General features: G+C 64.7%; 20 protein-coding genes and 1 tRNA gene. 13 read left to right on the top strand and 8 right to left on the bottom strand.

What is annotated here, in order from left to right; all coding sequences use genetic code 11:
* The first annotated feature begins 1 nt into the window (after position 1).
* Both BLV07_RS33500 and BLV07_RS33495 read left to right on the top strand, forming a co-directional pair.
* On the top strand, positions 2–1,504 hold the full coding sequence (locus BLV07_RS33500; RefSeq protein WP_091894468.1) for a class I adenylate-forming enzyme family protein: 1,503 nt from the start codon (positions 2–4) through the stop codon (positions 1,502–1,504).
* Positions 1,505–1,588: 84 nt separating this feature from the next.
* Positions 1,589–2,812 (top strand): hypothetical protein, encoded by a 1,224-nt coding sequence (locus BLV07_RS33495; RefSeq protein ID WP_091894466.1) that lies wholly within the window; start codon positions 1,589–1,591, stop codon positions 2,810–2,812.
* 114 nt (positions 2,813–2,926) lie between these two features.
* On the opposite strand, the gene mfd is transcribed toward BLV07_RS33495, so the two are convergent.
* Positions 2,927–6,445, bottom strand: a complete 3,519-nt coding sequence (gene mfd / locus BLV07_RS33490) for a transcription-repair coupling factor (RefSeq protein WP_091894464.1) — start codon at positions 6,443–6,445, stop codon at positions 2,927–2,929.
* Positions 6,442–6,732, bottom strand: coding sequence for an FAD assembly factor SdhE (locus tag BLV07_RS33485; RefSeq protein WP_091894462.1), 291 nt, complete (start codon positions 6,730–6,732; stop codon positions 6,442–6,444). Before BLV07_RS33485 ends, mfd begins: the two co-directional genes overlap by 4 nt.
* A 198-nt stretch (positions 6,733–6,930) precedes the next feature.
* Between BLV07_RS33485 and recG the strand changes: the two genes are divergently transcribed.
* Positions 6,931–9,039 (top strand): ATP-dependent DNA helicase RecG, encoded by a 2,109-nt coding sequence (recG, locus tag BLV07_RS33480; RefSeq protein WP_091894460.1) that lies wholly within the window; start codon positions 6,931–6,933, stop codon positions 9,037–9,039.
* 589 nt (positions 9,040–9,628) lie between these two features.
* A complete protein-coding gene (locus BLV07_RS33470; RefSeq protein WP_143035563.1) occupies positions 9,629–10,051 on the top strand; it encodes a DUF1236 domain-containing protein in 423 nt (140 codons plus the stop codon).
* Between the two features lie 50 nt (positions 10,052–10,101).
* On the opposite strand, the gene BLV07_RS33465 is transcribed toward BLV07_RS33470, so the two are convergent.
* The 3 genes from BLV07_RS33465 to glmS form a co-directional block, all read right to left on the bottom strand.
* Positions 10,102–10,956, bottom strand: a complete 855-nt coding sequence (locus tag BLV07_RS33465; RefSeq protein ID WP_091894557.1) for an NAD(P)-dependent oxidoreductase — start codon at positions 10,954–10,956, stop codon at positions 10,102–10,104.
* Positions 10,957–11,060: 104 nt separating this feature from the next.
* A complete protein-coding gene (locus tag BLV07_RS33460) occupies positions 11,061–11,834 on the bottom strand; it encodes a DUF502 domain-containing protein (protein WP_091894454.1) in 774 nt (257 codons plus the stop codon).
* Between the two features lie 84 nt (positions 11,835–11,918).
* On the bottom strand, positions 11,919–13,745 hold the full coding sequence (gene glmS, locus BLV07_RS33455) for a glutamine--fructose-6-phosphate transaminase (isomerizing) (protein ID WP_091894452.1): 1,827 nt from the start codon (positions 13,743–13,745) through the stop codon (positions 11,919–11,921).
* A gap of 218 nt (positions 13,746–13,963) precedes the next feature.
* Between glmS and BLV07_RS33450 the strand changes: the two genes are divergently transcribed.
* Positions 13,964–14,179 (top strand): hypothetical protein, encoded by a 216-nt coding sequence (locus BLV07_RS33450; protein WP_091894450.1) that lies wholly within the window; start codon positions 13,964–13,966, stop codon positions 14,177–14,179.
* 6 nt (positions 14,180–14,185) lie between these two features.
* Here BLV07_RS33450 and glmU read toward each other — a convergent pair whose 3' ends face one another.
* Positions 14,186–15,553 (bottom strand): bifunctional UDP-N-acetylglucosamine diphosphorylase/glucosamine-1-phosphate N-acetyltransferase GlmU, encoded by a 1,368-nt coding sequence (gene glmU / locus BLV07_RS33445; protein ID WP_091894448.1) that lies wholly within the window; start codon positions 15,551–15,553, stop codon positions 14,186–14,188.
* A 171-nt stretch (positions 15,554–15,724) separates the two neighbouring features.
* Here glmU and BLV07_RS33440 point away from each other — a divergent pair, with 171 nt between their 5' ends.
* Positions 15,725–17,140, top strand: a complete 1,416-nt coding sequence (locus BLV07_RS33440; RefSeq protein WP_091894446.1) for a hypothetical protein — start codon at positions 15,725–15,727, stop codon at positions 17,138–17,140.
* Positions 17,141–17,324: 184 nt separating this feature from the next.
* Positions 17,325–17,582 carry a hypothetical protein gene (locus BLV07_RS33435; protein ID WP_091894444.1) on the top strand — a complete coding sequence of 86 codons (258 nt, stop codon included), beginning with the start codon at positions 17,325–17,327 and terminating at the stop codon, positions 17,580–17,582.
* 127 nt (positions 17,583–17,709) lie between these two features.
* On the opposite strand, the gene BLV07_RS47895 is transcribed toward BLV07_RS33435, so the two are convergent.
* The gene (locus BLV07_RS47895) at positions 17,710–17,856 is read right to left on the bottom strand and encodes a hypothetical protein (protein ID WP_164934922.1); all 147 of its coding nucleotides are present in this window, start codon (positions 17,854–17,856) and stop codon (positions 17,710–17,712) included.
* A gap of 154 nt (positions 17,857–18,010) precedes the next feature.
* On the opposite strand from BLV07_RS47895, the gene BLV07_RS33430 reads away from it, so the two are divergent.
* Positions 18,011–18,391 (top strand): hypothetical protein, encoded by a 381-nt coding sequence (locus BLV07_RS33430; RefSeq protein WP_091894442.1) that lies wholly within the window; start codon positions 18,011–18,013, stop codon positions 18,389–18,391.
* On the opposite strand, the gene BLV07_RS33425 is transcribed toward BLV07_RS33430, so the two are convergent.
* A complete protein-coding gene (locus BLV07_RS33425; RefSeq protein WP_244551287.1) occupies positions 18,351–19,910 on the bottom strand; it encodes a glycoside hydrolase family 17 protein in 1,560 nt (519 codons plus the stop codon). The two genes, BLV07_RS33430 and BLV07_RS33425, sit on opposite strands and share 41 nt — an antisense overlap.
* A gap of 329 nt (positions 19,911–20,239) precedes the next feature.
* Between BLV07_RS33425 and BLV07_RS33420 the strand changes: the two genes are divergently transcribed.
* From BLV07_RS33420 to BLV07_RS33395, 5 genes are all read left to right on the top strand, one after another.
* A complete protein-coding gene (locus BLV07_RS33420) occupies positions 20,240–20,827 on the top strand; it encodes a beta-1-3, beta-1-6-glucan biosynthesis protein (RefSeq protein ID WP_091894439.1) in 588 nt (195 codons plus the stop codon).
* Positions 20,828–21,043: 216 nt separating this feature from the next.
* Positions 21,044–23,710, top strand: coding sequence for a glycosyltransferase (locus tag BLV07_RS33415; protein WP_091894437.1), 2,667 nt, complete (start codon positions 21,044–21,046; stop codon positions 23,708–23,710).
* Between the two features lie 291 nt (positions 23,711–24,001).
* Positions 24,002–24,077 (top strand) — tRNA-Lys (locus BLV07_RS33410).
* A gap of 1,387 nt (positions 24,078–25,464) precedes the next feature.
* Positions 25,465–26,223: an acyltransferase family protein gene (locus BLV07_RS50430; protein ID WP_502690267.1), complete on the top strand. Its 759-nt coding sequence runs from the start codon at positions 25,465–25,467 to the stop codon at positions 26,221–26,223.
* Positions 26,157–26,340 (top strand): transposase (locus BLV07_RS33395; protein ID WP_143035562.1); only part of this gene is annotated, 184 nt, incomplete at its 3' end. The genes BLV07_RS50430 and BLV07_RS33395, both read left to right, overlap by 67 nt.

Genomic DNA, 26,340 nt, shown 5'->3' with positions numbered 1-26,340 from the left:
CGTGAACCAGCCAGCAACATCGCCGACGCTCGACACGCTGTTTCAGCGCACACTGACCCGGCAGCCGCACGCGCTCGCTTTGCTCGATCCCCTCAACAAGGCGCGGGTGACCGGGCACCAGCCGCGGCGGATGACCTACGCCGAGGCCGATACGGCGATCGAGGCGCTGGCGGCGTATTTCGTCGAATCCGGCCTGCCGGCCAATTCCGTCATCGCGATCCAGCTGCCCAACACGATCGAGTTCGTGCTGACGGTGCTCGCCGCCCATCGCGCCGGCCTCGTCGTCGCCGTGCTGCCGCTGCTGTGGCGGCACGCGGAACTGACCGCCGCGCTCAACCGCACCGCCGCGCGCGCCATCGTTACCATGAGCACGGTCGACGGCGTCAGCTATGCCGACCTTGCGATGCATGCGGCGGCCGAAGCCTTCTCGATCCGTCACGTCTGCGGCTTCGGCACTGATCTGCCCGAGGGCATGGCTTCGCTCGACGACGTGCTGGCTCGCCCGCCCGGCAGCACGCGCACCGTGATCCAGGACGGCCGCAAGGCGGCGATGATTTCCTTCGACGTCACCGCGGAAGGTTTTCGCCCGGTGCCGCGGCCGCATTTCAGCCTGATCGCCGGCGGGTTGGCGATGTCTCTCGAAGCCGACGTCAAGCAGGGCGCGACCGTGATGGCGGCGTTCGCGCCGATGTCGTTCGCGGGGCTGGCCTCTTCGCTCGCAGTGTGGCTGCTCTCGGGCGGCACGCTGGCGCTGCATCATCCCTTCGAGAGCGAGGTGCTGGAGCAGCAGATCAACCAGCACGAATGCGAGGTGCTGATCGCGCCTGCCCAGCTCGCGCTGCGCCTCGGCGATTCCGATCTCGCGGCGCGGATGCCGACCTTACGCAACGTCATCGGCCTCTGGCGCGCGCCCGAGCAGGTCGCCGCAAGCGATGCCTGGATCGCGCCGCATGCGCCGCTCACGGATGTCTATCTGTTCGGCGAGGCGGGCCTGTTCGGCGTCCGCCGTGGCGAGGACGGCATGCCTGTTGCGGTGATGCCGGGGCCGCATGGCGCCCCGCGCGAGCAGTCCGGCTCCTCCATCGCCGGCGAGATCCTGCTGACCCCGAAGGGGACGCTCGGCCTGCGCGGGCCGATGGTGCCGATCGCGGCCTACGCGCCGCCGCAGCCGGTCGGCGAGACGTTGATCGCGCAGCCGCCGCGCGACTATGTCGACACCGGCTATGCCGCCCGGCTCGACCGTCCGAGCGGCGCGATCTGCATCACCGCGCCGCCCTCCGGCATCATGGCCGTCGGCGGCTATCGCTTCCTCTCCAACGACCTCCAGGAATGGGCCCGCCGGCTCGGCCAGGGTGCCCTGCTCACCGCGCTGCCCGACCGCCTCTCAGGCCACCGGCTGGCGGGCCGGGCCCAGGACAATGCCCGCGCCCGCGAGGCGCTCAGCGAGCTCGGGCTTAACCCCCTGATGGTCGAGGCCTTTCGCGACCGCTCGGGGCCGGTCTAGGCCCAGTTTCACCCGTTGCGTTGACGCTGCATTAAGGCGGTCAATCTAGATTGCGCGGCACCTGTTGCGTGATCAGAGTTTGCAATGTCCCAGGCGGGCCCGATCCTGTTTGTGTCGAATGTCGAACGGCCGCCCTTCATTGCGGCGCTGAACGAGGCCAGGCTCTTTCCCGTGGTCGACACCGACTGGGCCAGCGCCGCACGCGCGGTCGAGCAGGTGCAGCCGGCCGCGGTTCTCGCGGCGATGCATGCCGGACACGAGCCGCACATCGCTCCGCTCGCGAAAAAGATCGCCGGCCAATCGCCCTACCTTCCCTTCGTGGCCATGGATGCTGCGGGCACGCTGCCTCCCAACGCCCTGCCCTTCGCCTCACGCAGCGGCCATCCCGACCGACTGATCGCGCGGCTCCGCGCCGCGCTGCGAGTGCGCACCCTTCATGCCACCGTGCTGCGCCGGCTGCCGGAGGCGACGGTCTCGCTGCCTGAGGCCGATCCCGCACGCGATGCCACCGTGCTCCTGATCGGCCGTGGCGCGGCCTATCCTGCGCTCTCGGTCGCGCTCGGCGAACGCGTCGGCGTCATCGGCGCGCTCTCGATCGAAGCCGCCGCCAAGCATCTCAACACCCGCGACCTCGACGGCGTCGTGCTCGCCGAAGGCTTTACGGCGCGCGTCGCCGATGCCTTCCTGACGGTACTCGCCGAGGACACCCGCTTCCGTAATCTGCCCGTCGTCGTCACCGCACACCAGCTTGCGCAGAGCTACGATCTGCCCAATCTCGAGCTGATCTCCGGCGAGCCCGTGAAAGTCGCCGCCAATGCACTGCCGCTGATCCGCCAGCACGCAATGGAAGCGCAGCTGAGCCGCACGCTGCGCTCGATCGACGCCGGCGGCTGGCTCGATCCGCGCAGCGGCCTGCTCACGGTGGAAGCCTTCGCCCGCGATTTCGCCAAGGCGGTGGAGCAGACGCTGGCCCGCGGCGGCAGCCTCTCCGTCGCCCGCTTCGCCTTCGATCCCAATAATCCCCGCGCGCAGTTAGATGCCGCGCGCATCCTGAGCCGCCTGATGCGGCAGATGGATTTTGGCGTGGCGCAAAAGGACGGCTCGGTGATCGTGGTGTTCGCGGAGACCGACTTCCGCACCGCGCATATGATTGCGCGCCGGCTGTCGGCGGTGATGCGGCACACCTCCAACGGCAAGCACGAGATGCGCAGCGATCCCGTGGTCAGCGTGGACTCGCTGTCGCCGTCGGATACGGCACGATCGCTGCTGGCGCGGCTGTCGGCCGATGCGTCGCGCGCGGCGTCGTAGTTACAACCTCAATGCCGTAGGGTGGGCAAAGGCGCATAGCGCCGTGCCCACCATCTTTCCGTGACGTTGACGATTGGTGGGCACGCTTCGCTTTGCCCACCCTACGGCACCTCGCTACGCCGCCTTCTTGCTCTCGGCGAGATGCGCCAGTTGCCGCATGATCTCCGTGGTGCCGGCGAGACGCTCTTCCGGGGTCTCCCAGTCCTGCAGGAACACCACCTTCATGTCGGGGCGCACCTTGGCGGCCTGGCCGTGGCTGCGGATGAAGGTCACCAGGCGCTCGGGATAGGCGAAGGAATTGTCGCGGAAGACGATGACGGCGCCCTTCGGACCTGCATCGATCTTCTCGACATTGGCCTTGCGGCAGAACGCCTTGATCGCGGCGACCTTGAACAAATAGCGGACCTCGTCCGGCAGCACGCCGAAGCGGTCGCGCATCTCGGCGCCAAAGTTCTCGATCTCCTCCTCGGTGTCGAGATCGGCGAGGCGCCGGTACAGCGACAGCCGCACCGAGAGGTCGCCGACATAGTCCTCGGGAATGAGCACGGGCATGCCGATCGTGATCGATGGCGACCAGCGGTCGGCAGCCGGTTCGGAGACGCCGGCCTTGAGATTGACGATCGCCTCCTCCAGCATCGATTGATAAAGCTCGAAGCCGACCTCCTTGATGTGACCGGACTGCTCCTCGCCGAGCAGATTGCCGGCGCCGCGGATGTCGAGGTCGTGCGAGGCGAGCTGGAAGCCCGCGCCGAGCGTCTCCAGCGATTGCAGCACGGTGAGCCGGCGCTCGGCCTGCGCAGTGATCTTCTGCTGCGCCGGCAGCGTGAACAGCGCGTACGCCCGCAGCTTGGAGCGGCCGACGCGGCCGCGGAGCTGATAGAGCTGGGCGAGGCCGAACATGTCGGCGCGGTGCACGATCAGGGTGTTGGCGTTGGGGATGTCGAGGCCGGACTCTACGATCGTGGTCGACAGCAGGATGTCGAACTTGCCGTCGTAGAAGGCCGTCATGATGTCCTCGATCACGGCGGGCGGCATCTGACCGTGCGCGACCGCGACCTTCATCTCCGGCACGTTCTTGTCGAGGAAATCCTTGACCTCGGCGAGGTCGTCGATGCGCGGCACCACGTAGAACGCCTGGCCGCCGCGATAGCGCTCGCGCAACAGCGCCTCGCGGATCATCAGCGGATCATGCGGGGCAACGAAGGTGCGAACCGCGAGGCGGTCGACCGGGGGCGAGGCAATGATCGAGAGTTCGCGCACGCCGGTCAACGCAAGCTGGAGCGTGCGCGGGATCGGGGTTGCCGATAGCGTCAGCACGTGCACCTCGGAGCGCAACGCCTTCAGCCGCTCCTTGTGCGTGACACCAAAATGTTGCTCCTCATCGACGATGACGAGGCCGAGCTCGCGGAACTTGATCGCCTTACCCAGCAGCGCGTGGGTGCCGACGACGATGTCGACCGAACCGTCGGCGATGCCCTTCTTGACCAGATTGAGCTCCTTGGTCGCGACCAGGCGCGAGGCCTGCGCCACGTTGACCGGAAAGCCCTTGAAACGCTCGGTGAAGGTCCTCGCGTGCTGGCGCGCGAGCAGCGTGGTCGGCACCACGACAGCGACCTGCTTGCCTTCGAGCGCGACGGCAAAGGCCGCGCGCAGCGCCACTTCGGTCTTGCCGAAGCCGACGTCGCCGCAGATCAACCGGTCCATCGGACGGCCAAGCTCGAGGTCCTTCAGGGTGGACTCGATCGCACCCAATTGGTCCTCGGTCTCGTCATAGGGGAAGCGCGCACAGAACTCGTCGTAGAGGCCCGGTTGCACCGGCAGCTTGGGCGCCTCGTGCAGATGGCGCGCGGCGGCGATCTTGATCAATTCGCCCGCGATCTCGCGGATGCGGTTCTTGAGTTTTGCCTTCCGGGTCTGCCAACCGCCTCCACCGAGGCGGTCGAGTTCGACCGTGGTCTGGTCGGAGCCGTAGCGGGATAACAGCTCGATGTTTTCGACCGGGAGGAACAGCTTGGTTTCGGCGGCATAATGCAGTTCGAGGCAGTCATGCGGCGCGCCGGCGACGTCGAGGGTCTGCAGGCCGATGAAGCGGCCGATGCCGTGGTCGACGTGGACGACGATATCGCCGGCAGTGAGGCTCGTCACCTCCGAGATGAAATTGTCGAGCTTGCGGCTCGCCTTGCGCGGCCGGACCAGGCGGTCGCCGAGGATGTCCTGCTCGCTGATCAGTGCGATCTCGTCGGTCTCGAAGCCGCTTTCGAGGCCGAGCACGGCGAGCATGGTCTCGTTGCGCGGGGTCGCCTGCACCGTCCGCCAGCTGTTGACGCTGGTGGTGTGCGCCAGCTTGTGGTCGCGCAGCATCGAAGTCATGCGGTCGCGCGAGCCTTCGGTCCAGAGCGCGATCACGACCTTCTTGCGCTGCGCCTGCAAGGCCATCACATGCGCGACGACGGATTCGAACACGTTGACGGTGGTGTCGTTGCGCTCCGGCGCGAAGTCACGGCCCTTGCGCGCACCGGCATCGATGACACTCGTGCCATCGGCCGGCACTGAGAACTGCGTCAACCGCGCCAGCGGCATATCACCGAGGCGCCTGCCCCACTCCTCCTCGGTCAAATAAAGCCTGTCAGGCGGCAACGGCTTGTAGATGGCACCGCCGCCGGGATGCTCCATCGCCTCGCGCCGGGCCTCGTAATAGTCGAGGATCTGCTTGAAGCGCTCGCGTACGGCGTCCTCGGCCTGCGGCTCGATCGCGACTGCTGCCCCTTGCAGATAGTCGAACAGCGTGTCCATCCGGTCCTGGAACAGCGGCAGCCAGTGCTCCATGCCGGGATGGCGGCGCCCTTCGCTGACGGCCTCGTACAGCGCATCGTCGCGCTCGGGCGCGCCGAATTCGGCGACATAGCCCATGCGGAAACGGCGGATGGTGTCGGTGACGAGCTGAAATTCCGAGATCGGAACGAGGTCGAGCGCACGCATGTCGAGCAGCGTGCGCTGGGTCTCGGCGTCGAAGGAGCGGATCGACTCCAGGCTGTCGCCGAAGAAGTCGAAGCGCACGGGCTGGTCGAGACCGGCCGGAAACAGGTCCAGGATGCCGCCGCGCACGGCGTATTCGCCGGGCTCGCGCACGGTCGAGGAGCGGTTGTAGCCGTTATGCTCCAGCCAGGCGACGATGGTGTCCATCGGCACCACGTTGCCCGGTGCAACCGACAGCGCCTGCGCCGCGACGAGCTCGCGCGCAGGCACGCGCTGAACCACGGCATTCACCGTGGTCAGCACGATCAGCGGCTTGTCGCTGCCCGTCAGGGACGCAAGCCGCGCCAACGTCGTCAGGCGTTGCGCCAAAATGCCGCCATGCGGCGAGACGCGGTCATAGGGCTGGCAGTCCCAGGCCGGGAAGATCAACACCGGCAGATCGGGCGCGAAGAATTGCAGCGCGCGTTCGAGCTGCTGCATCCGCGGACCGTCGCGGCAGACCACCGCAAGACTGACCGCCGGCTTCTTCGGCCGCGCCGCGATGGCCCGGGCGAGATCGGAGACGACGAGGCCTTCGGCGCCCTCGGCGACATTGGCGAGCGTCAAGGCGCGCCCGGGCGTCAGCAGCTCGGCCGGTGATTTCATACCCTGCTTCATGCGTCGCGGTCCGCGATGGGATACGCCTTGATGCGGGCTAACAGCGCGCCGGTGACGTCGGCCGGAAGCACCTTGTCGCCGGTGATGGCGGCATAGAGATCGGGATCGTTGACCTCGAGCAGGCGCTCGAGCTCGATCAATTCAGGCTCGGACAAATTGCCGATCTCGGCATCCGCAAAGCGGCCGAGGATCAGGTCCATCTCGCGCGTGCCGCGGTGCCAGCAGCGGAACAGCAGCCGCTTGCGGCGGTCGTCCAGCCCGCTGCTCGATCGTGTCGTTCCCGTCATTTCTCAAATCCAGTCAAACGCAGAAAGCCCGGACGTGCCGGGCGGGGTGGATATAGCCACTCGGACCGGCCGTGTCAGCCCTTTGTTGTGACAGTTCGCCCATCCGGTGCGTCATGGTCAGCCGGGCTTCGAAAAAAAGACGTGGATGCCCGGCATAAAGCCGGGCATGACGGCGAGGAACGATCTTAGATTCCACGAATGCGCCCCAGCCTGCTCAACCCGCTGTTTGCTCCCGTGACCAGCCTGTCCGGCGTCGGTCCGAAGCAGGACAAGCTGTTGCAATACCTGCTCAGCCGCAGCGAGACGCCGCGGCTGGTCGATCTGCTGCTGCATCTGCCGAGCCAGGTCATCGACCGCCGGGCCCGGCCAAAAATCCGCGACGCCGTCCAGGGAACCATGGTGACACTGGAGGTCACCGTCGATCGCCACCGTCCGCCTCCGCCGCGCAACGCGCGCGCGCCATACCTCGTCTATGCCAGCGATGACACCGGGGACGTCGTGCTGACGTTCTTCCGCGCCAAACCCGGCTATGTCGAGAAGCTGCTGCCGATGGGCGCGAAGCGTTACGTCTCCGGCACGCTGCAGATGTATGACAGCATCCCGCAGATTGTGCATCCCGATCGCGTGCTCGACGAGGAGGCGATTGCAAAGCTCTCCGGCATCGATCCGGTCTATCCCTTGACCGAGGGCCTCGCGCTCGGCTCACTTCGCCGCGCGATCGCGCAGGCACTTCAGAAGCTGCCAGCCCTGCCGGAATGGATCAGCCCGGAGGTGATGCGCCGCTGCCACTTCCCGCCAATTGCCGAAGCGCTCAATCGCGTGCACCAGCCGGTCGAGCTCACGGACATTCTGCCGGACCAGCCGTTCTGGTCGCGCCTCGCTTTCGATGAACTCTTGGCCGGCCAGCTCGCGCTCGCCCTGATCCGTGCGCAATTGCGCCGCCCCGCCGGCGTGCGCAACGCCGGCGACGGACACCTGCGCAACAAGATCATCGATGCCCTGCCCTACGCGCTCACGCCCTCGCAACGCAGCGCTGCCTCGGCCATCGCCGAGGACCTGAAACAGCCCGTGCGCATGCTGCGCCTGCTCCAGGGCGACGTCGGCTCCGGCAAGACCGTGGTGGCGCTGCTCGCGGCCGCGGCGGTTGCCGAGGTCGGCAAGCAGGCCGCGCTGATGGCGCCGACCGAAATCCTGGCGCGCCAGCACATCAAGACCATCGCACCGCTCGCCGAGCGCGCCGGCATGCAGGTCGCGATCCTCACCGGCCGCGAAAAGGGCAAGGAGCGGCGCGAGCTGTTGGCGCAGCTTGAAGCCGGCGAGATCGACCTGCTCGTCGGCACCCATGCGCTGATCCAGGACGATGTGATCTTCAAGGATCTCGCGCTCGCCATCGTCGACGAGCAGCACCGTTTTGGCGTGCGCGAGCGCCTCGCACTGACGTCGAAGGGCGAATCCGTCGACGTCCTGGTGCTGAGCGCGACCCCGATCCCGCGCACGCTGGTGCTGACCTATTTCGGCGACATGGACATCTCCGAGCTGCGCGAAAAGCCCGCCGGCCGCCAGCCGATCGACACCCGCGCGGTGCCGATGAGCCGCATCAGCGAGGTCATGGAGGGCGTCGGCCGCGCGCTCGCCTCCGGCAAGCTGGTGTACTGGATCTGCCCGCTGGTCGAGGAATCCGAAGCCGAGGGCACCGAGCACCTCACCAATGCGACGAAACGTTTCGAGAGCCTGCAAAAGCGTTTCGGCGAGCGCGTCGGCCTCGTCCACGGCCAGATGAAAGGCACCGAGAAGGACCATGTAATGGGCCAGTTCGCCGCCCACGAGATCGGCCTACTCGTTGCGACCACCGTGGTCGAGGTCGGCGTCGACGTGCCCGCCGCAACCATCATGGTGATCGAGAATGCCGAGCGCTTTGGCCTCGCCCAGCTACACCAGCTGCGCGGCCGCATCGGACGTGGCTCGGAAGCCTCGACCTGCCTGCTGCTGTATTCGGAACCGCTCGGCGAGATGTCGAAGGCGCGGCTGAAGGTGATCCGCGAAACCACCGACGGTTTTCGTATCGCCGAGGAAGACCTGAAGCTGCGCGGCGAAGGCGACGTGCTCGGTGTGCGCCAGAGCGGCCTGCCCGGCTACCGCATCGCGCGCCCGGAGGTGCACAGCCAGCTCATCGCCCAGGCCCGCGACGAGGCGCTGCGCATCCTGAAGGACGATCCGAAGCTGAAGGGCGAGCGCGGCGAAGCGCTGCGGTGCCTCTTGTATCTCTACGAGCGGGACGAGGCGATCCCGTTGATCGGTGCGGGCTGATGCGTTCTCGTGCGCCCGAGGCAAGGACAATGCAATTGCCCCAATGAAGAGTACGGTTTTCCTTGCTTCATTGCGAACTGGCTCACATTCAGGGACGGATCACTCGTGCTAAAGGTATATTGGAACTGTCCCCACATCCCTGCTGGAGGTAGATCATGCAGTTCATCTCCACCGAATGGCAGTCCACTTCGACGGCTCCCTTAGACGGGGATCTCGAAATCTGCGCGCTGGACTTTGATGGTATCGTCCACTCGCTTCCCTTTCCCTGTCACAAGGATGGATCCAATTGGGTCGATCGATCGGGCAAAACGCACGCCGACATTCAGCCTACCCATTGGCGCATATGGGGTCATCCACGCTGATCCGTCGCCGGCGCAATGCCTCCGGGAAAGCGATGCTCGGGCAAGATGGTACATTCCCGTCATTGCCTGCCTTGAGCGCACGCACGGAACTCTTGCCGTAGCCTGATCCCGGGGCATGATTACCCGTAAGACAGGCAAAGGCGCGCTTGTCGGGCCCCGCCGCGGAACGGAACGCACGATCGGCCCGTTAATTGCTCAAGGGCGGCGCAGACAGGAAGGAGCAGACCATGAGGGCTCCCACCACCATCGCCGCGCTCGCGATCTTACTCGGCGCGCCCGCAGTATCGCTCGCGGGTGGGCAAGGTGCGGTTGAATTGAGCGACGGCACAACGATATCGCAACATCCATCCCTGCCGAAGCTCAGCCTCACCAACGCGCAGCGCGAGCAGATCCGCAAGACCGTGCTGACAGAGCATAACGAGATCCGATTCCGGCTGAAGACCACCCAGCCAGCCAAGGACTTTACCCCTGCCGTTGGCGCAACACTTCCAAAAGGCGTAAAGGCTCAAGGACTGCCAGCGCAGGTGCTCGCGCAATTGCCAGAGCTGCGCGATTATATGTACGTCAAGATGAAGGATCAGGTGCTGATCGTGGACGGCATGACCAACAAGATTGTCGATATGTTCTCGGAGACGCAACCACTGTCTTAGCCCAAGGTCTTGGCGCAAGACATTCGACAGATCGGGCATGCAGGTAGATTCTAGTCCTTCTTCGGGACATTCGCCGCGAACGCCTTCATCAGCGCGGCATCCATCGCCTTGCCCTCCGCATCCTCCGCCAGATGCTCGAACCAGCGCGCAAAGCCCTCGTAGATCTGGCTGGCCGGATGATCCGGACCCAAGAATCCCGAAATCTCCCGCATCTCGGCGACCCAGCGATACGCCTTCGGGATCATGTCCGGCAGCGCCACTTCGAGGCGCGCCAGAATTGCAGGCTGGCTGAGCGCAAGCTCGTCGCGCAGCGCGTCGGCCGCGCCCGCTTTCGTGGCCGCGACCACCATGGCCGAGCCGATGCCGGCGAGGCCTTTGACGATGCCGGCGTAAGACATCTTGAGTGCAGAGGCTGCGCCGACCGGGCCTTCGACGATCCGCACGTCAAGGCCGAGGTCCTTCAGCACCGCGACGTCCTTGGCGTGCTCGCCGGACATGTAGAAGGCCGGGCTCTTGCCACCACGCTGCGGCGGAAAGCCGATGATGCCGGCATCGACGAACGGCGCCTGCGCCGAGCCGATGATCTCCTCGATCCTTTGCACGGTGTCGACATTGACGGCGTTGCAGTCGACCACGACCGGCTTCTTCTCGCGCCGGACGATCAGCGCGGCCAGCCGTTCAGCCAGCGCCACGGCTTCGCCCGGCGGCACGATCGAGAGGATGATGTCGGCTTCGGCGAGCGCGTCGTCCTCGGCGCCGATCATGCCGGCGTCCGCCGCCCGTTTCAGCGTCGCCTCGCTCCGCCCCTTCAGTGACGTCAGCACCCGTGCGCCATTCTCGCTGAGGCGGCGAGCCACGGCGCTGCCCATGGCACCGGGCGCGAGGATCGCAATGGTTTTGGACATCATGCACTCCAGGTCGAATTCCGAACGAGACGCTCAATTCGGCCGGAGACTAGCAGAGGACGCGAACGCCTGCGTGAACGCGGCCATCCCGCGCCGGAATGGCCCTACTCCACTTTCGCAGGCTGCTGGGGTTGGAGCGCAGACGCGTTGGCGATGCGTGCGGCGTTCGCCACGCCCGCGAGCGCGGCGGCCTTCTTCGGATCTGGCGCCGAGCCCGGCTGCACCACGCCGGCCGACATGATCAACGTCGCGGCATCCTCGGCGCTGAGGTCGACCTCGATGATCTTGCTCTTCGGGACATAGAAGAAGAAGCCGGTGGTCGGGTTCGGCGAGCACGGCAGGAACACCGAGACGTGCTCCTCCTGTCCCGGCAGGTTGCGCGCGATGTCCTCGTTCGGCGATTGCGAGATCAGCACGATCGACCACATGCCGGGCGAGGGAAACTCGACCAGGCCCACTTTCCGGAAGCTCGAGCCCTTGCCCGAAAACAGCGTCTCGAACACTTGCTTGAGGCCGCGGTAGATGGCGCGAACAGCCGGAATCCGGCCGAGAAAGGTCTCGCCGACGTCGACCAGTGTCCGGCCGATCAGGTTGGCCGCGAGGAAGCCGACCAGCGTCAGCGTGAAGAATGCGACAATCAGTCCCCAGCCGGGAACACCATAGGGAAGATAGGTTTCGGGTCGATAGGCCAGCGGCACGAACGGTCGCACCACGCCGTCGACCCAGGTGACGAACCACCAGACCAGATAAAGCGTGATCGCGATCGGCCCCGTCACGACGAGGCCAGTCAGGAAATAATTGCGAAAACGGCCCATTAGGCCGGTATGCGGTTCCGGGACGGGATCAAGAGGCGCAGGCGCGTCGTCGCGGGGGGTCATTCGGGTTCCAGGTCGGTCGCAGCACACAAGCTAGGGTCTTCTAGCAGGTTTTGGAAGACTGCGACCAACCGATATCCCTTGTGCCTATTCCACGGTCACCGATTTCGCGAGGTTGCGCGGCTGGTCCACGTCGGTGCCCATCACCACGGCCGTGTGATAGGCGAGCAGCTGCACGGGAACGGCATAGACCATCGGCGTGAACGCCCCCGCCATGTCGGGCATCACGATGGTGACGAGAGAATCGACGGTCGCCTCCTCCGCGCCCTTGGCATCGGTCATCAGAATGATTTTGCCGCCGCGGGCGGCGACCTCCTGCATGTTCGAGACGGTCTTTTCGAACACCCGGTCATAGGGCGCGATGACGACGACTGGCATGGTCTCGTCGATCAGCGCGATGGGTCCGTGCTTCAGCTCGCCAGCAGCGTAGCCTTCGGCGTGGATGTAGGATATCTCCTTCAGCTTCAGCGCGCCTTCGAGCGCCAGCGGAAAACTGGTGCCGCGGCCGAGATAGAGCACGTCGCGCGACTTTGCGATCTCGCGCGCCAGACGCTCGATCTCAACCTCGGTGGTGAGTGCATCCGACATCAAGCGCGGGATCTCGACGAGGCCATGGACGAGCCTGGTCTCATCCTCGTCTGACAATTCGCCGCGGGCCTTGCCGGCCGCAATTGCAAGATTTGCGAGCACCATCAGCTGGCAGGTGAAGGCCTTGGTCGAGGCGACACCGATCTCCGGTCCCGCCAGCGTTTGCAGCACGGTCTCGCTTTCGCGCGCGATTGTCGAGGTCGCCACGTTGACGACGGCGACCGTGTGCACGCCCCCGGCTTTGGCATAGCGCAGCGCCGCCAGCGTGTCGGCGGTCTCGCCGGACTGCGAGATGAAGATGGCGAGATCACCCTTGCGCAGGGGCGCTTCGCGGTAGCGGAATTCGGAGGCGACGTCGACCTCGACCGGCACACGCGCAAAACGCTCGAACCAGTACTTTGCAACGAAGCCGGCATAGCTCGCCGTGCCGCAGGCCGTGATGTTGATGCGCTGGATGGTCTTGAAATCGAATGGCAGCTTGACCGGGAGGGAGACGCGCTCGGTCGCCATGTCGACGTAGCGCGCGAGCGTGTGGCCGACCACTTCCGGCTGCTCGTGGATCTCCTTCGCCATGAAGTGGCGGTAGTTGGCCTTGTCGACCAGCGAGGTCGAGGCCGCGTGCCTGATCTTGTCGCGGTGGACGGCGTGGCCGTCCTTGTCGAAGATCGTTGCGCTGTTGCGGGTAAGCACGACCCAGTCGCCGTCCTCGAGATAGCTGATCGTCTCGGTGAAGGGTCCGAGCGCGATGGCGTCGGAGCCGAGATACATCTCGCCGTCGCCATAGCCGATCGCGAGCGGCGGGCCGTTGCGGGCGCCGATCATGAGGTCGTCGTCGCCGGCGAAGATGAAGCCGAGGGCGAAGGCGCCGCGTAAGCGCGCCAGCGTCAGCTTGACGGCCTCGACCGGCTTGTTGCCGCGCGCGAGCAGATCGTCGACGAGGTGCACCACGATCTCGGTGTCGGTCTCGGTGTGGAACACCGTGCCCTTCGTCTCGAGTTCCTCGCGCAGCTCGCGGAAATTCTCGATGATGCCGTTGTGGACCACGGCGACGCGCTCGGTCGCGTGCGGATGGGCGTTGTTGACGGTCGGCTTGCCGTGGGTGGCCCAGCGGGTGTGACCGATGCCGGTGGTGCCCTTCAACGGCTCTGCCTCGAGCCGCTTCTCCAGGTTCTTCAGCTTGCCCTCGGCGCGGCGGCGCTCCAGGTGCTTGCCTTCGAGTGTGGCGACGCCCGCGGAATCGTAGCCGCGATATTCGAGACGTTTGAGCGAATCCACCAATTGCTCTGCAACCGGCTCGCGCCCGAGAATGCCGACAATCCCGCACATGCGGATCACTATCCCCCAAATCGCCGAAAAATCGCCTAAACGACGCGGTCGGTTTTAGCGAAACTCCTACGGAACCAGATACTCAATAATTATTGCTGATTGAGACAGCGCCAGATCACACCGAGCCTCGCCTGCGTCGATTTGGCCGGCCTTTAACCCCGCACGTTAACTCACTGTCAACATGTTTGGCCAACGATTCCTGCCCAGGAGAGACGGCCATGAGAAGCTCATCCGACCGCAAAAGCCTGTCGTCGATGTATCTGCGCGCCAGCGAGACCTCGGGCACGCACCTTGCGCATTGGCCGCCGCCCCTGCGGGGCAAGGAAAACAAGCCCCTCTTCATCAAGCATCCCGAAGGCGAGCCGGCCAAGCGCGCCAAGCCGCGCGGCTGGCGCCTGACCCGCGCGATCTTCTCCGAATTCGCGGACGAATAGCCTCGCTCACTTCTCCGGCTTCTTTTCGAGAGTCTTGCCGCCCGTCTTCATCTCGCGATAGCGCGCAGCACCGCCTTCGCGGATGGTCTGCTGGTTGCGCTCCAGCGCCATCGCATCGTCGGGCACATCGCGGGTGATCACCGAGCCGGAGCCGATATAGGCGCCGTTGCCGATTTTGACGGGGGCGACCAGCGAGGAGTTGGTGCCGACGAACGCACCCTGCCCGATCACCGTCTTGTGCTTCCCGAAGCCGTCATAGTTGCAGGTGATGGTGCCTGCACCGATGTTGGACTTGGCGCCGACGATCGCATCACCGATATAGGCGAGATGATTGGCCTTCGCTCCCGCCTCGAGAGTCGAGGCCTTGGTCTCCACGAAGTTGCCGATCTTGGCACCTTCGCCGAGCGAGCTGCCCGGCCTCATGCGCGCGAACGGGCCGACAGATGCGTTCTTGCCAATCGAACTCTGCACGATGTGCGAGAAGGAATGGATCACCGCACCGTCGGCGATCGAGATGCCCGGGCCGATGACCACGAACGGCTCGATGGTGACATCCTTGCCGAACACGGTGTCGGCGGACAGGTACACCGTGTCCGGCGCGACCAGCGTGACGCCGGCCTCCATCGCCGCTTTGCGTAAGCGCGCCTGCATCACGCTTTCCGCTTCAGCGAGTTGCGCCTTGGTGTTGATGCCACGCACTTCGTCTTCACTGGTCTCGATCACGACCGACTCCCATCCCTTTTCGCGGACGATGCCGACTGCGTCCGTCAGATAATATTCGCCCTTGGAATTGGCATTGCCGATCTGCCCGAGAATTTCGAGCGCGCGGCGACCGTCGATCGCCATCAGGCCGGCGTTGCACAGATCGATCTTGCGCTCCTCTTCACTGGCATCGGCCTCTTCGCGGATCGCGACCAGGCGGTCACCCTCGACGATGAAGCGGCCATAGCCGGAAGGATCGGCGGCGCGAAAACCGAGCGCGGCGATCGCGGCGCCCCTGGCGAGCGGTTCGCGCAGCCGCGCGAAGGTTTCGGCCGAGATCAGCGGCGTGTCGCCGAACGCGATCAAGAGATCATCGACACCCCGCGCGATCGCCTCGCGCGCCGCCAGCACCGCATGCGCGGTGCCGAGCCGCTCGGCTTGCACGAAGGTGAGCGCGTCGGGACGGCTGCGCCACGCCTCCTCCGCAACTGCCTGATGATGGGGACCGATCACGACTGCGAGCGACGTGCCGGTTCCCTTTGGTGCGGCGGCGAGCACGTGGGCGAGCAGCGTCTGATGTGCGACGGGATGCAGCACTTTCGGCAGGCTCGATCGCATGCGCGTGCCTTCGCCGGCGGCGAGCACGATCGTGAGGCTGGAACGGGCGGTCATCGAAATCCTGTCAGATACGGCCGAATCAAGTGGTGCGGCGGACGGCAGACCGCCTGATGCCATCGCCTTGCTAACCCCGCAAACGCCCGGAATTCAAGTGCGGGGCGTATTTCCTGTTAATGTTCCCCGATTGATTCGGGGAAGCCGGACAGGGCTGGGCACTTAACGTTCATGGCAAAGGATTCCGACCCACTGGCGGACGCCTTCGGCACAAAGGAGACCGGCGGGCTGTTCTCCGGACTTTTGGCCGAGGAAAGCGCATTCGACCGGCGCATGATGTGGCGGCTGGGCTCGTGGGGCGGCGCAGCCGTGGGGGCCGTCGTCATCGCCGTGATGGCCAATCAGGCCCAGCTCAGCTGGCGGCGCGACCAGGTCGCCTCCGCCGATCTCGCGCGCCAGGCCGACCGGCTCCAGATGCTGACCAAGGAGAGCCAGAACGAGGCCCGCCGGCTCGCCGCCGCCATCGAGACGCTGAACGGCGATCGCGACCGGCTCTATTCGCGCGTCACGGTGCTGGAGCAGGGCCTCGATTCCGTCACCGGTGCCATCGCCAAGCAGGGCGCCGCGCCGCCGCAAGGCGCCAAGCCGCAGGATGTCGCGCCAGCGACCGCAGCTCCCAGCGTGGCGCCGGTCGCCTCGACGCCAGCTCCAGCGAGCGAGAAGCCGCGCACTGAAGCCGCCAAGGAAACTGCGAAGGATACTCAGAAGGATACTGCGAAGGACACGCCGAAGGCGCCTGTGAAGGAGCCCTCGAGCCCGCCGCAGCAGACCGCGGCTGCTGCCTCGCGCGTGCAGCAGTCGCCGGCCACAACATCGGCGCTGCCGACCCTTCCGCTGGTGCCGTCCAAGTCGATCATGGCGCCGCCGGATCCGGCCGCGTCCAAACTGATTCAGCCTGAGGCAGCTGAGAAGGCCGCCGAGAAGAAGGCCGAGCCGGCTCCTGCTCCAACCGAGGTCGTCGCGGCAGCAACGAAGCCGCCGGAAGCAGCCGAGACCGAAGCCCCCGCGATCGCAGTCCAGCAGACGCGCTTTGCGATCGACCTCGGCGGCGCCAACTCGATCGACGGCCTGCGCGCACTCTGGCGCGGCGTGACGAAATCCAATCCCGAAGTTGGAGCACTGCGGCCGATCATCATGATCAAGGAAGGCGCCACGGGTCTCGGCATGCAGCTTCGCTTGGGCGCCGGTCCTCTGATCAACGCCGCCGCCGCCGCAAAACTCTGCGCGGGCCTCACCGAGAACGACCGCCATTGCGAGACCACCGTGTTCGACGGTCAGCGCCTGTCGATGCGCGGCGGCCAAGAAAAGGCGCAAGAGAAGGCGCAAGACAAGAGACAAGAAAAGACTCAGGACAGGGCTCAGGAGAAGAGCTCCGAGAAGAACCAGGACGCGGCACCGCAAGCCGAAACCGCGCCCGCGCCCAGCGCAAAGCCCGAGAAGCCGCAGCGCCGCCACAACTACTCCTCGAAGCGCTCGTCAAAGCGTGAGGAGCCCGCGCCTGCACCCGCGGCCCAGCCGGCGCCGTCGAAGCCGGAGACGGCATCAGCGTCTGCGGGATCGACGCTGTCGTCGTTCTTCCGGCGGTAGGTCAGAATCTTCGTCCACCTGAACGCGCGGTGAATGCCGGCGTGTTCCTGCGTGCGTCGATAGACTTAAATTTCGGTCCACCACCGAAACCAGCCACCGGCTGCCAAGTTATCTCGGTTCTGAACCGGAGCGGCCGACGCGCGACATCGCTCGTGCCCGCGTCCATGACCAAGGAGAAGTACAAGTGAAGAAATTGATCATCGCGACGGCCGTCGTTCTGGCGGCATCCTCGGCGCTCGCGCAAACGACGAAATCGCCGGGCGCTTCGAGCAACGCGCCCGGTCAGCAGATGCAGAACACGACGAAGCCTTCGACAGCTCCGGGCGCTTCCGAATACGCGCCCGGTCACCAGACCAATACCACCGCGGGACCGGGTCACTCGGAAAGCGCGCCCGGACAGAAGATGCAGAACACCACGGGCTCGAGCACCAAGAAGAAGTGAGGCTGCGCCTCGCCTTTGTAATTTCGATAACCGGCGCCTGATCAAGGGATCAGGCGCCGGTCTGCATTTGGAAACAGAGCCGGAAGACGCAAGGTCGAATTTGATGGCTCTTTGCGCACGCGATGATTTACTCGATGCGCGCCTTTTCCTTCAGATCCCGAATGCGCATCTCCGCTTCATCCCTGGACTGGACGATTTCCGACCAATCCTCCACCCGCGCCTCCTTGCTCAACCTCTTGAGCTCGTTCAGCTGCTCCTGAGTTGGCTTGTCCATGCTCACTCCTTGAGGGCAACATGCGTTGGACGTCATAACATTCAGAACTCAGCCCGCCCCTCGCGTGTTCCCAAAGGCTGCCTGGGCGAGCCAAACCAACAGAAACATCGCCTGGCCTGTTGCCTGCCAGCGCCATCCCGACCATATTGCCCCCATGAGAAAAAAGCCCTTCCGCCTCACGCCCTACCAGGTGCAGTTCCTGATCGTCGTCGGCTTCGTTTCCGTCGGCTATGCGCTCTATCTGCGCTACCTCGCGATCGAGCTGTCGCAAGTCGCGCTCGCCTGCGATGCCGGCCTGCAGACGCTGATCTGCAAGGCGCGCTCGGTCTCGACCGTGCTGTTCAAGAATTCGGTGTTCGGCATCGTCGCGCTGGTGGTTGCGACGCTGAACCTGATGCGGCCGTCGATCGTGCTGCTCACCGTCGGCGTCATCGCCGCCGGCCTCGGCATCGTGCTCTACAATGTCGTGCTGTCGGGCCTTGCGATCGGCCTGTTCATTCTTGGATTTGCTCGGCCCGCGCCCGCCACAGCGTGAGCGCGAACAAGAGGTAGATCGCGCAGGTCCACAGCGACTGCCAATTCTCGCGGCCCTCGTTGAAGAGCACAAAGACGGCCGACAACGCCAGCACGCCTGCGAACACCGCCTCCGCGATCGGACGCTGACCGATCTGCGGCCGGTTCAACATCAAGAGCGCAAACGGCACCACCGCCATCGTCAGCGCGGCGTAGGGAAAATCCTTGTAGCGCGGGTCGAACACGAAACCGAGCGCGGTCTGCGCCGCGATCACCGCGGTCACGGCCAGCGTCAGGCCAAGCACGGCGGTGAGCTTCGACCATTTCCGGCCCTCGCGCGGGCCGAGCAGGTCGAGGAAGGTCGGGAGGCTACGGCCGATCACCATCGCCTGCGCGCAGAAGATCGGCGACAGGATGCCGGCGAGTAACAGCGCGCCCCAGAGCAGCCAGCCACCGATGCCGTAGCTCTCGTAATACATCTTGTCGGCGCCGATCCCGAGCAGGATGCCCGCCGTCGTCGCCGAGATGCCGACGCCGAGCCAGGCCGAGAAGCGCGGCGTCCAGGGCCGCCGGCGCAGCGTGAGGCCGGCAACCGCGAACACCAGCACGCTGAGGCCCATGCCGGCGCCCATGTACCATTTCCAATACGGGAAATTGCTGATCGGCTCGCCCGGCGGATATTTCAGGCTTCGGCGCACCGAGTCATACAGGCCCCAATAGCCGCCAACGGTGCCTTCCAGCTTGCGCTTCCACGGCTGGTCGTAGGACTCGATCAGGTTGACCCGGAACTTCTGCGCCTTCGCAAGGCTCAGGATTTCCGAGACGACGCGCGCCTGGTTGGTGCGCGACGGCAGCGCGCCGTCGCGCATGCGCCCCTCGCTCGGCCAGCCGGTTTCGCCGATCAGGATCTCCTTGCCCGGAAATGCCACCGCCATGCGCTCGCGGATCGCCTCGACATGGCTTGCTGCGAATTTCGCGCGCACCGGGAAATCCTCCCAATAGGGCAGGATATGGATCGTGACGAAGTCGATGGCGTCATAGACCTCGCGGTTCTTCAGCCAGTACTCCCAGACGTCGGCATAAGTGACGGGCACACTGACCTGCGCCTTGACCGAGCGGATAATGGAGACGAGATCGGCCGTGGTCATCTCGCCGCGGAGCAGCACCTCGTTGCCGACGATCAACGCGGTGATGATGGACGGGAATTCCTTGGTGAGGCGAACCGCGAGCGCGGCCTGCTCGAAATTCTTGCTGCGGTTGCTGGAGAGCCAGATGCCCTGGAGCACTTTCAGCCCGCCGACCTTGGCGGCGATCGCCGGCACCTGGACGAGCCCGTTCTCCATCGAATAAGTGCGGACGCAGTCGGTGATCTGCTTGAGCTGGCGCAGGTCCTGCTCGATCTGTTCGGCGTCGATATGGGTCCATGCGTTCAGCGGCGACTGCTCGCCGCGGAACGGTGCGTAGGAGACGCATTGGACCTTCTCGGCGGGATCGATCGGGGCGCGTGCGAGCGTGATCGGCGTCGCCAACCACCACCACACGGCAGCAATCGCACCCAGTGAAACGAGCAGAAGCGCCAGTGGCGTACGAAGAGAAATCGGTTCCGTCCTCCGCGAAGGGTCCGTCGATTACCTGCTTGCACGCCGTCTGCCAAGGGGGTGTCCGGGTGCGGATCAGTTCCTCCCCCAACGGAATTTGGCTGCGGCCGTTGGACCGGGGCCTAGCATCGTGACTTTGCTGGACAAAATTCCAAATACAGGTCATGGACTCCCAAGGACTTTTCCGCCGCATTGGAGACCCATTTGGACGCCATCACCGGCGCGTCCGCGAGGTCGGGATGCGGACGGTCAGCGGACAAATTGGGGAATTCATGCGGCAACGGGTGTTCGAGTTACGAAATGCGGTCCTGCGGCAGTTCGCCGCCACCTTGGCCGTCTCCTGCCTTCTCGTTCTCGCCGGTCTCGGTGGCGCCTCCGCCCAGAGCGGCTCGCCCGCCCCCGACCAGAGCAAGGCCGCCGCCCAGCCCGCCGACGCCGCCAAGGACGCCGCCCAGAACCAGCGCCGCACCGACGAATTCGCGGAAGCGGCCCAGGTCATCAACGGCCCCGCCGGCAATCCCGAATGCGTCTGGCTCGGCCGGCGCGTGGTACGGCTGATGTGGCGGGATGATCTCGATACCGCGTTCCGCCATCTCGATCTCTACGACCGTTTCGGCTGCCCCGGCGGGCACATCCAAGCCGCCTTCCGCTGCCTGACCCGTTTCGGCGGGCAGATTGACCCCAAGGTCGCCGAGACCCTGGACAGCCGCGTGCACGCCTGCTGGATCAACCCGGCCTCCCAGCCGCAGCAGGCGAGCGCCTCGCAAACCGCAGCGCCGGCTTCAGGCAATTCGCAAGCTCCCCAGCCGGCCGCCAGCCCCTCGCCTGCGCCAAGCCCGACGCCCGCGCCCCAGAAATAGCCGCGATCGTTTCAGCTGTCGTTCAGGAACGATCGGCCATAGACACGGTTGGCACTGCCACGCATCGTTCGAAAAGGCCATGCCCTCATAAGGACATGAGGCCATGACAGTTGTGAAACCGCACGGCAGAGGTATGCTCCCTTTGCCGCGGACTCGGTCGGATCTCGGGGTCGGATCCGCTGCCCTGCCACCTCAGCCCCTATTGGTTTAGCCGCGATGCGCGTTGTCGCCGCCGTTCTGTTGCTTGTGTCCGCGCTCCACGCCGGCCTCTGGGGAATCCTGCGCGACAAGGAACCCGCGCCTGATTTCAAGGGCCTCTTGCCCAGCGTCTCCTACGCACCGTTCGAGGGCTCGGCCCACCCCGACATCGACAACATCCCGACGATCGAGAAAATCCGCGCCGACCTGAAAACGCTGTCGACCATGACGCGCGCGATCCGCCTCTATTCGTCCACCGGCGGCGTGGAGCTGGTGCCGCCGATCGCCGCCGAATTCGGCCTCAAGGTCACCGTCGGCGCCTGGATCGACAAGGACAAGGATCGCAACGAGCGCGAGATCAAAGCGGCGATCGAGCTCGCCCGCAAGAACAGCAACGTCGTCGGCGTCGTGGTCGGCAACGAGGTGATCTACCGCGGCGAGCAGAAGGTCGAAGACCTCATCAACATGATCAAGAAGGTCAAGGGATCGGTCCGCGTGCCGGTCACGACCGGCGAGATCTGGAACATCTGGCGCGACAATCCCGACCTCGGCTCCAGCGTCGATTTCATCGCCGCCCACGTGCTGCCCTATTGGGAAAACTTCCGCTCGGACCAGGCGGTCGACCAGGCCGTCGACCGCTATAACCTGTTGCGCAACCTGTTTCCCGGCAAGCGCATCGTGATCGCCGAGTTCGGCTGGCCGAGCCAGGGCTACAATTTGCGCAACGCCGATCCGGGCCCGTTCCAGCAGGCGCTGATCCTGCGCAACTTCGTCAGCCGTGCCGAAGCCATCGGCATGGAATACAATATCGTCGAGGCGATCGATCAGCCCTGGAAATTCTTCGAAGGCGGCGTCGGTCCGTACTGGGGCATCCTCAATGCCAGCCGCGAGCCGAAATTCGCCTGGACCGGCCCGGTGGAGAACCCCGACTATTGGAAGCTGATGGGCATCGCACTGCTGGTCGGCATCCTGCTGTCACTGCCGATCCTGCGGCTTGAGAAACCGACCGCGAAGCAGGCCTTCCTGCTGTCGGCGACTGCGAACGGCGTCGGCGCCTGGGCCGCCACCGTGTTCGCGTTCTGGAACAGCCATTATTTCATCTTCGGCTCGGCCTTCGCGCTGACGCTCGGCATGATCCTGCTGGTTCCCCTCGTGCTCATCGCGATGGCGCGCATCGACGAGATCGCCGCGGTCGCTTTCGGCCGGCCGCCGCAGCGGCTGATCACGAAGGGCAAGCCGGTCGAGAACGTGCCGGAGAATTACTATCCGAAGGTCTCGATCCACATCCCCGCTTATTTCGAGCCGGTCGAGATGCTCAAGCAGACGCTCGATGCGCTGTCGCGGCTGAACTATCCGAACTACGAATGCGTCGTCATCATCAATAACACGCCGGATCCCGCCTTCTGGCAGCCGATCCAGGACCATTGCCGCGCGCTCGGTGAGCGCTTCAAGTTCATCAACGCCGAGAAGGTGCAGGGTTTCAAGGCCGGCGCGCTGCGCATCGCCATGGACCGCACCGCGGCGGATGCCGAGATCATCGGCATCCTCGATGCCGACTATGTCGTCGATCCCGACTGGCTGAAGGACCTCGTGCCGGCTTTCGCCGACCCGCGCGTCGGCCTCGTGCAGGCGCCGCAGGAGCATCGCGACGGCGGCCTGTCGATCATGCATTACATCATGAACGGCGAATATGCCGGCTTCTTCGACATCGGCATGGTCCAGCGCAACGAGCTCAACGCCGTGATCGTGCACGGCACGATGTGCCTGATCCGCCGCGCCGCGATGGACATGGCTGGCGGCTGGTCGTCAGATACGATCTGCGAGGACAGCGATCTCGGCCTTGCGATCCAGGAGCTCGGCTGGACCACCCACTACACCAACCATCGCTACGGCCAGGGCCTGCTCCCCGACACCTACGAGGCCTTCAAGAAGCAGCGTCACCGCTGGGCCTATGGCGGCCTCCAGATCGTCAAGAAGCACTGGCGGCAGTTCCTACCCGGCAGGAGCCGGCTGACGCCCGACCAGAAGCGCGAATATGGCCTCGGCTGGCTGAACTGGCTGGGCGCCGAAAGCCTCGGCGTGGTCGTGGCGCTGCTCAACCTCGTCTGGGTGCCGATCGTCGCCTTCGCCGACATAGCTATCCCCGACAAGATCCTGACGCTGCCGATCATCGGCGCCTTCATCGTGTCGCTGGTGCACTTCCTGTCGATGTATCGCGCCCGCGTCGCGATCAAGCCCGGCCAGATGCTGGGCGCCATGATCGCGGCGATGAGCGTGCAATGGACGGTGTCGCGCGCCGTGGCGCAGGGCCTCATCACCGAGCACATCGCGTTCGCCCGCACCTCCAAGGGCGGCCTTAGCAGGATGTCGATCGAGTTCCAGGCGTTCTGGGAAGCCGTGATCGGCTCCCTGCTGGTGATCGGCGCCGGCGTCCTGATCGCCAGCAACAGTTTCCGGCAGATCACCGAGATCTACGTCTTCGCCGGCGTCCTGGTGCTGCAAAGCCTGCCGTTCCTGGCCGCCGTCGCGATCGCGATCCTGGAGCTCAGCCGCATCAACTCGTTCCAGTTCTGGCGCGACAGCGCGATCCGCTCCGCCGAGCTGATCGGCCTCCGCCCGGTCGCCCTGCCGAACCCCGGTTCGCCGCAGCCGGTGCCGAACGAGGTCCGGCGCGAGGCGAACTGACGGGCGGCAGGCCATCCTCGCGCTTCGGCGTGGATGACGAGCCGCCAATTGGGTTGAGAATCCTGGCCTAAGCGGTGGATAGCGCGAGCGAATCCCCGCTCCTGCTATGAACTTTGGCAACCACCCGCACTATTGACCTCCGCGCCCCATCCCCCTACACAGCGCGGGCTGACAGCATGATCCGGAAACAGCCGGTTTTCCCCGCAACGCAAGTCGAGCGTGGCGGCAAGACATGCTTCTCGAAATGACCGAACACGATGGCGTCCGTCTTCAAGCCATCAGCGGCCATGGGAGCGCGTAGCTCAGCCGGTAGAGCACGTGACTTTTAATCACGGGGTCCTGGGTTCGAGCCCCAGCGCGCTCACCAAGCCAAATCAAATATTTAGCCCGGAATACGAGCCGACCTAAAAAGTGCTCTGTGGGCACTGTGTTGGCAAATCGACTGCTGCGCTCAGCGCGGGTGAGTCAATTTGACTCAACCACACCGCGGTGGGCTGGGTCGTTCTGGTCGTCGTGTTTGCGGGGGTGGCAGCTATAGCGAGCGGTCGCTCCTAAATGCAGCGGCCAGGGTGAACCGCCGGCGCCCGTCCCGTCGGCTGCCTGACGTATTCCCCTATTACCGGCGCCGATCTGACCACCACCCGTGAGGACTTCACGCGGTGGATTTTGTGTTTTTGATCGGCCGCCACCGCTCAGTATGATGCCCGAGTAGCCAGTCACAGTTTACCGTGGAGTGGCACAATGACGCATAACCTCGTAGCCGTGTGTGTCGTCGTGGCCTTGATTATCATGGCCTCGATTGGCTTCGCTCAAAAGCACCATCAATGTTGGAACGGGCACGTGCTCAAAAATTGGCGGCACGGGCACGTGCTCATAACCCGTGAGCCCTGCGGATCCGTTGGCTCCTCCATATAGAACAGCCGCCCCTCGGAGCTTTTCCCCATCCACGACGCGCAGTAGCTCGCGCGGCGGATGAGCCCCAAGGGATTGATAATTTGCGAGGTACTTACAATGCCGCTTTGATCGCGGCATGCCTCGCCCTGCACGCCGCCACACTCCTACGCACGCCGCCGGCCGGCCGCAGTAGACCAGGACTCCGCGCAAACCCATCTCGCGCATCTGGCCGAAGGTGATCTTGAGCGGCCATTGCAGCCATCACGTGGCTCTGAACGCCGATCTCTGGCCTGACGATGTTCACTTGTCTGATATCGAGCCGCGTTTCGTCTGCGGCGAATGCGGCAGCCGCAGAGCTGAGGTCAGGCCCATTACGACCATTGCGGTGACAGTGCACTTAATGTGCCACGGAACGGGTGCCCATTGTTAAGTGCATTGTCACCGTAATTCCCTGGGTTCGAGCCCCAGCGCGCTCACCAATCAGTTCCAATAACGTCGCGAATAGCCAACCAGCAAAGCTCGTGGGCATTGTGCTGGCAAATCGACCATCGGCTGCGGCGATCTCGGGCTCGCCCGACGATTCTGTTCGTGACGGAGACCAAGCCATCACGATTGAACTGGGGGCAGCGTGCTCACTTGCCAGTTCCGATCATTCTGCTGCCCAGGCCGACTGCGCCGTCGCAGAACTTGGAAACACACAGACACACATTGCAATAGTTCAACTAATCGTCGAGATTGACGCCATATGCATCTGAACTGATCGCGAGAGACAAGAATTGAGCTGTAGTCAGCTTACGTTGGATGGATCAAAGAACGACACGTCGTTAGCCCTGGATGCACTGCGCGCCATCGCAGCCCAGATGGTCTGCATCGGTCATGGCATCTCGTTCTTCCTGCCAGAACTCCGCCAGTCCGGGCTCCCTCTGCCCCAGAATGTCGGCGTGTTACTGTTCTTCGTGCTTTCTGGATTCCTGATTAGTTATACGCTGCTCGAGAAATCGAGAAACCCCAGCTACACTTTCTTGCAGTTCTTCATTGATAGAGCCGCCCGCATCTACTCTGCCCTTGTGCCATGCCTTCTGCTTGTGGTCCTCGTCGACACGGGGACCATTTGGCTCATTGGCGATCGCGTCCTGGAGGGTAGTCGAAGTCCGACGATCTTTCTCGCCAATTTGCTGATGATCGAGACCTACCGCGGTCCGCTTGAGCACCTGAGCCTGCTACGATGGCCGATCATTGGTTCTGCCAGCCCGCTCTGGACACTAGTGATCGAGTGGCACATCTATCTGTTCGTTGGCGCGCTGTTTTTCATTGGGGCGACGCCTGCCCGGGCGGCTGTCCTGATACCGATAGCCATCATTTTCGGTCAGATCCCCCTCCACTACATGTTTGGGGCTCTCCAAGAGGACAACGGTCTCGGTCGATCGCTTTTTGCCCTGTGGCTGGCAGGCGCTTACAGCTATGTCGTCCTGAGAGCCCGACCGAAAAAGGGTGAGCGGTTTTGGCGGGTTTGTGATTCCTTCGGATTTGCAAAGATTCGAGGGAGGACACCATGCCGTGGACCAAAGCCGCTCGTATCCAGTATCAGCGCAGTGGACTGCGTTACGCAAGCGACCTGACCGATGCCGAGTGGGCGCTGATCGCCCGGAAGATGCCGCCGCGGCGGCGATTGGGCCGGCCGCGCGAGGTCGATTTGCGCGAGATCGTGCAGGCGATTTTCTATATTTTGTCGAGCG

The sequence above is a fragment of the Bradyrhizobium sp. Rc2d genome (genome assembly GCF_900099855.1).
Classification (GTDB): domain Bacteria; phylum Pseudomonadota; class Alphaproteobacteria; order Rhizobiales; family Xanthobacteraceae; genus Bradyrhizobium.
Note: the sequence above shows the minus strand (reverse complement) of the source record. Positions and strands in the feature narration are given on the sequence as shown.

Coding starts and splice junctions, on each gene's coding strand:
- glmU (WP_091894448.1), bottom strand. CDS start 15,553: ATGACCGCCCGTTCCAGCCTCACGATCGTGCTCGCCGCCGGCGAAGGC.
- BLV07_RS33485 (WP_091894462.1), bottom strand. CDS start 6,732: ATGACGGGAACGACACGATCGAGCAGCGGGCTGGACGACCGCCGCAAG.
- BLV07_RS33465 (WP_091894557.1), bottom strand. CDS start 10,956: ATGTCCAAAACCATTGCGATCCTCGCGCCCGGTGCCATGGGCAGCGCC.
- BLV07_RS33430 (WP_091894442.1), top strand. CDS start 18,011: ATGAGAAAAAAGCCCTTCCGCCTCACGCCCTACCAGGTGCAGTTCCTG.
- BLV07_RS33420 (WP_091894439.1), top strand. CDS start 20,240: ATGCGGCAACGGGTGTTCGAGTTACGAAATGCGGTCCTGCGGCAGTTC.
- BLV07_RS33470 (WP_143035563.1), top strand. CDS start 9,629: ATGAGGGCTCCCACCACCATCGCCGCGCTCGCGATCTTACTCGGCGCG.
- BLV07_RS33495 (WP_091894466.1), top strand. CDS start 1,589: ATGTCCCAGGCGGGCCCGATCCTGTTTGTGTCGAATGTCGAACGGCCG.
- mfd (WP_091894464.1), bottom strand. CDS start 6,445: ATGAAGCAGGGTATGAAATCACCGGCCGAGCTGCTGACGCCCGGGCGC.
- BLV07_RS33460 (WP_091894454.1), bottom strand. CDS start 11,834: ATGACCCCCCGCGACGACGCGCCTGCGCCTCTTGATCCCGTCCCGGAA.
- BLV07_RS33415 (WP_091894437.1), top strand. CDS start 21,044: ATGCGCGTTGTCGCCGCCGTTCTGTTGCTTGTGTCCGCGCTCCACGCC.
- BLV07_RS33440 (WP_091894446.1), top strand. CDS start 15,725: ATGGCAAAGGATTCCGACCCACTGGCGGACGCCTTCGGCACAAAGGAG.
- recG (WP_091894460.1), top strand. CDS start 6,931: ATGCGCCCCAGCCTGCTCAACCCGCTGTTTGCTCCCGTGACCAGCCTG.
- BLV07_RS50430 (WP_502690267.1), top strand. CDS start 25,465: ATGGTCTGCATCGGTCATGGCATCTCGTTCTTCCTGCCAGAACTCCGC.
- BLV07_RS47895 (WP_164934922.1), bottom strand. CDS start 17,856: ATGGACAAGCCAACTCAGGAGCAGCTGAACGAGCTCAAGAGGTTGAGC.
- BLV07_RS33450 (WP_091894450.1), top strand. CDS start 13,964: ATGAGAAGCTCATCCGACCGCAAAAGCCTGTCGTCGATGTATCTGCGC.
- glmS (WP_091894452.1), bottom strand. CDS start 13,745: ATGTGCGGGATTGTCGGCATTCTCGGGCGCGAGCCGGTTGCAGAGCAA.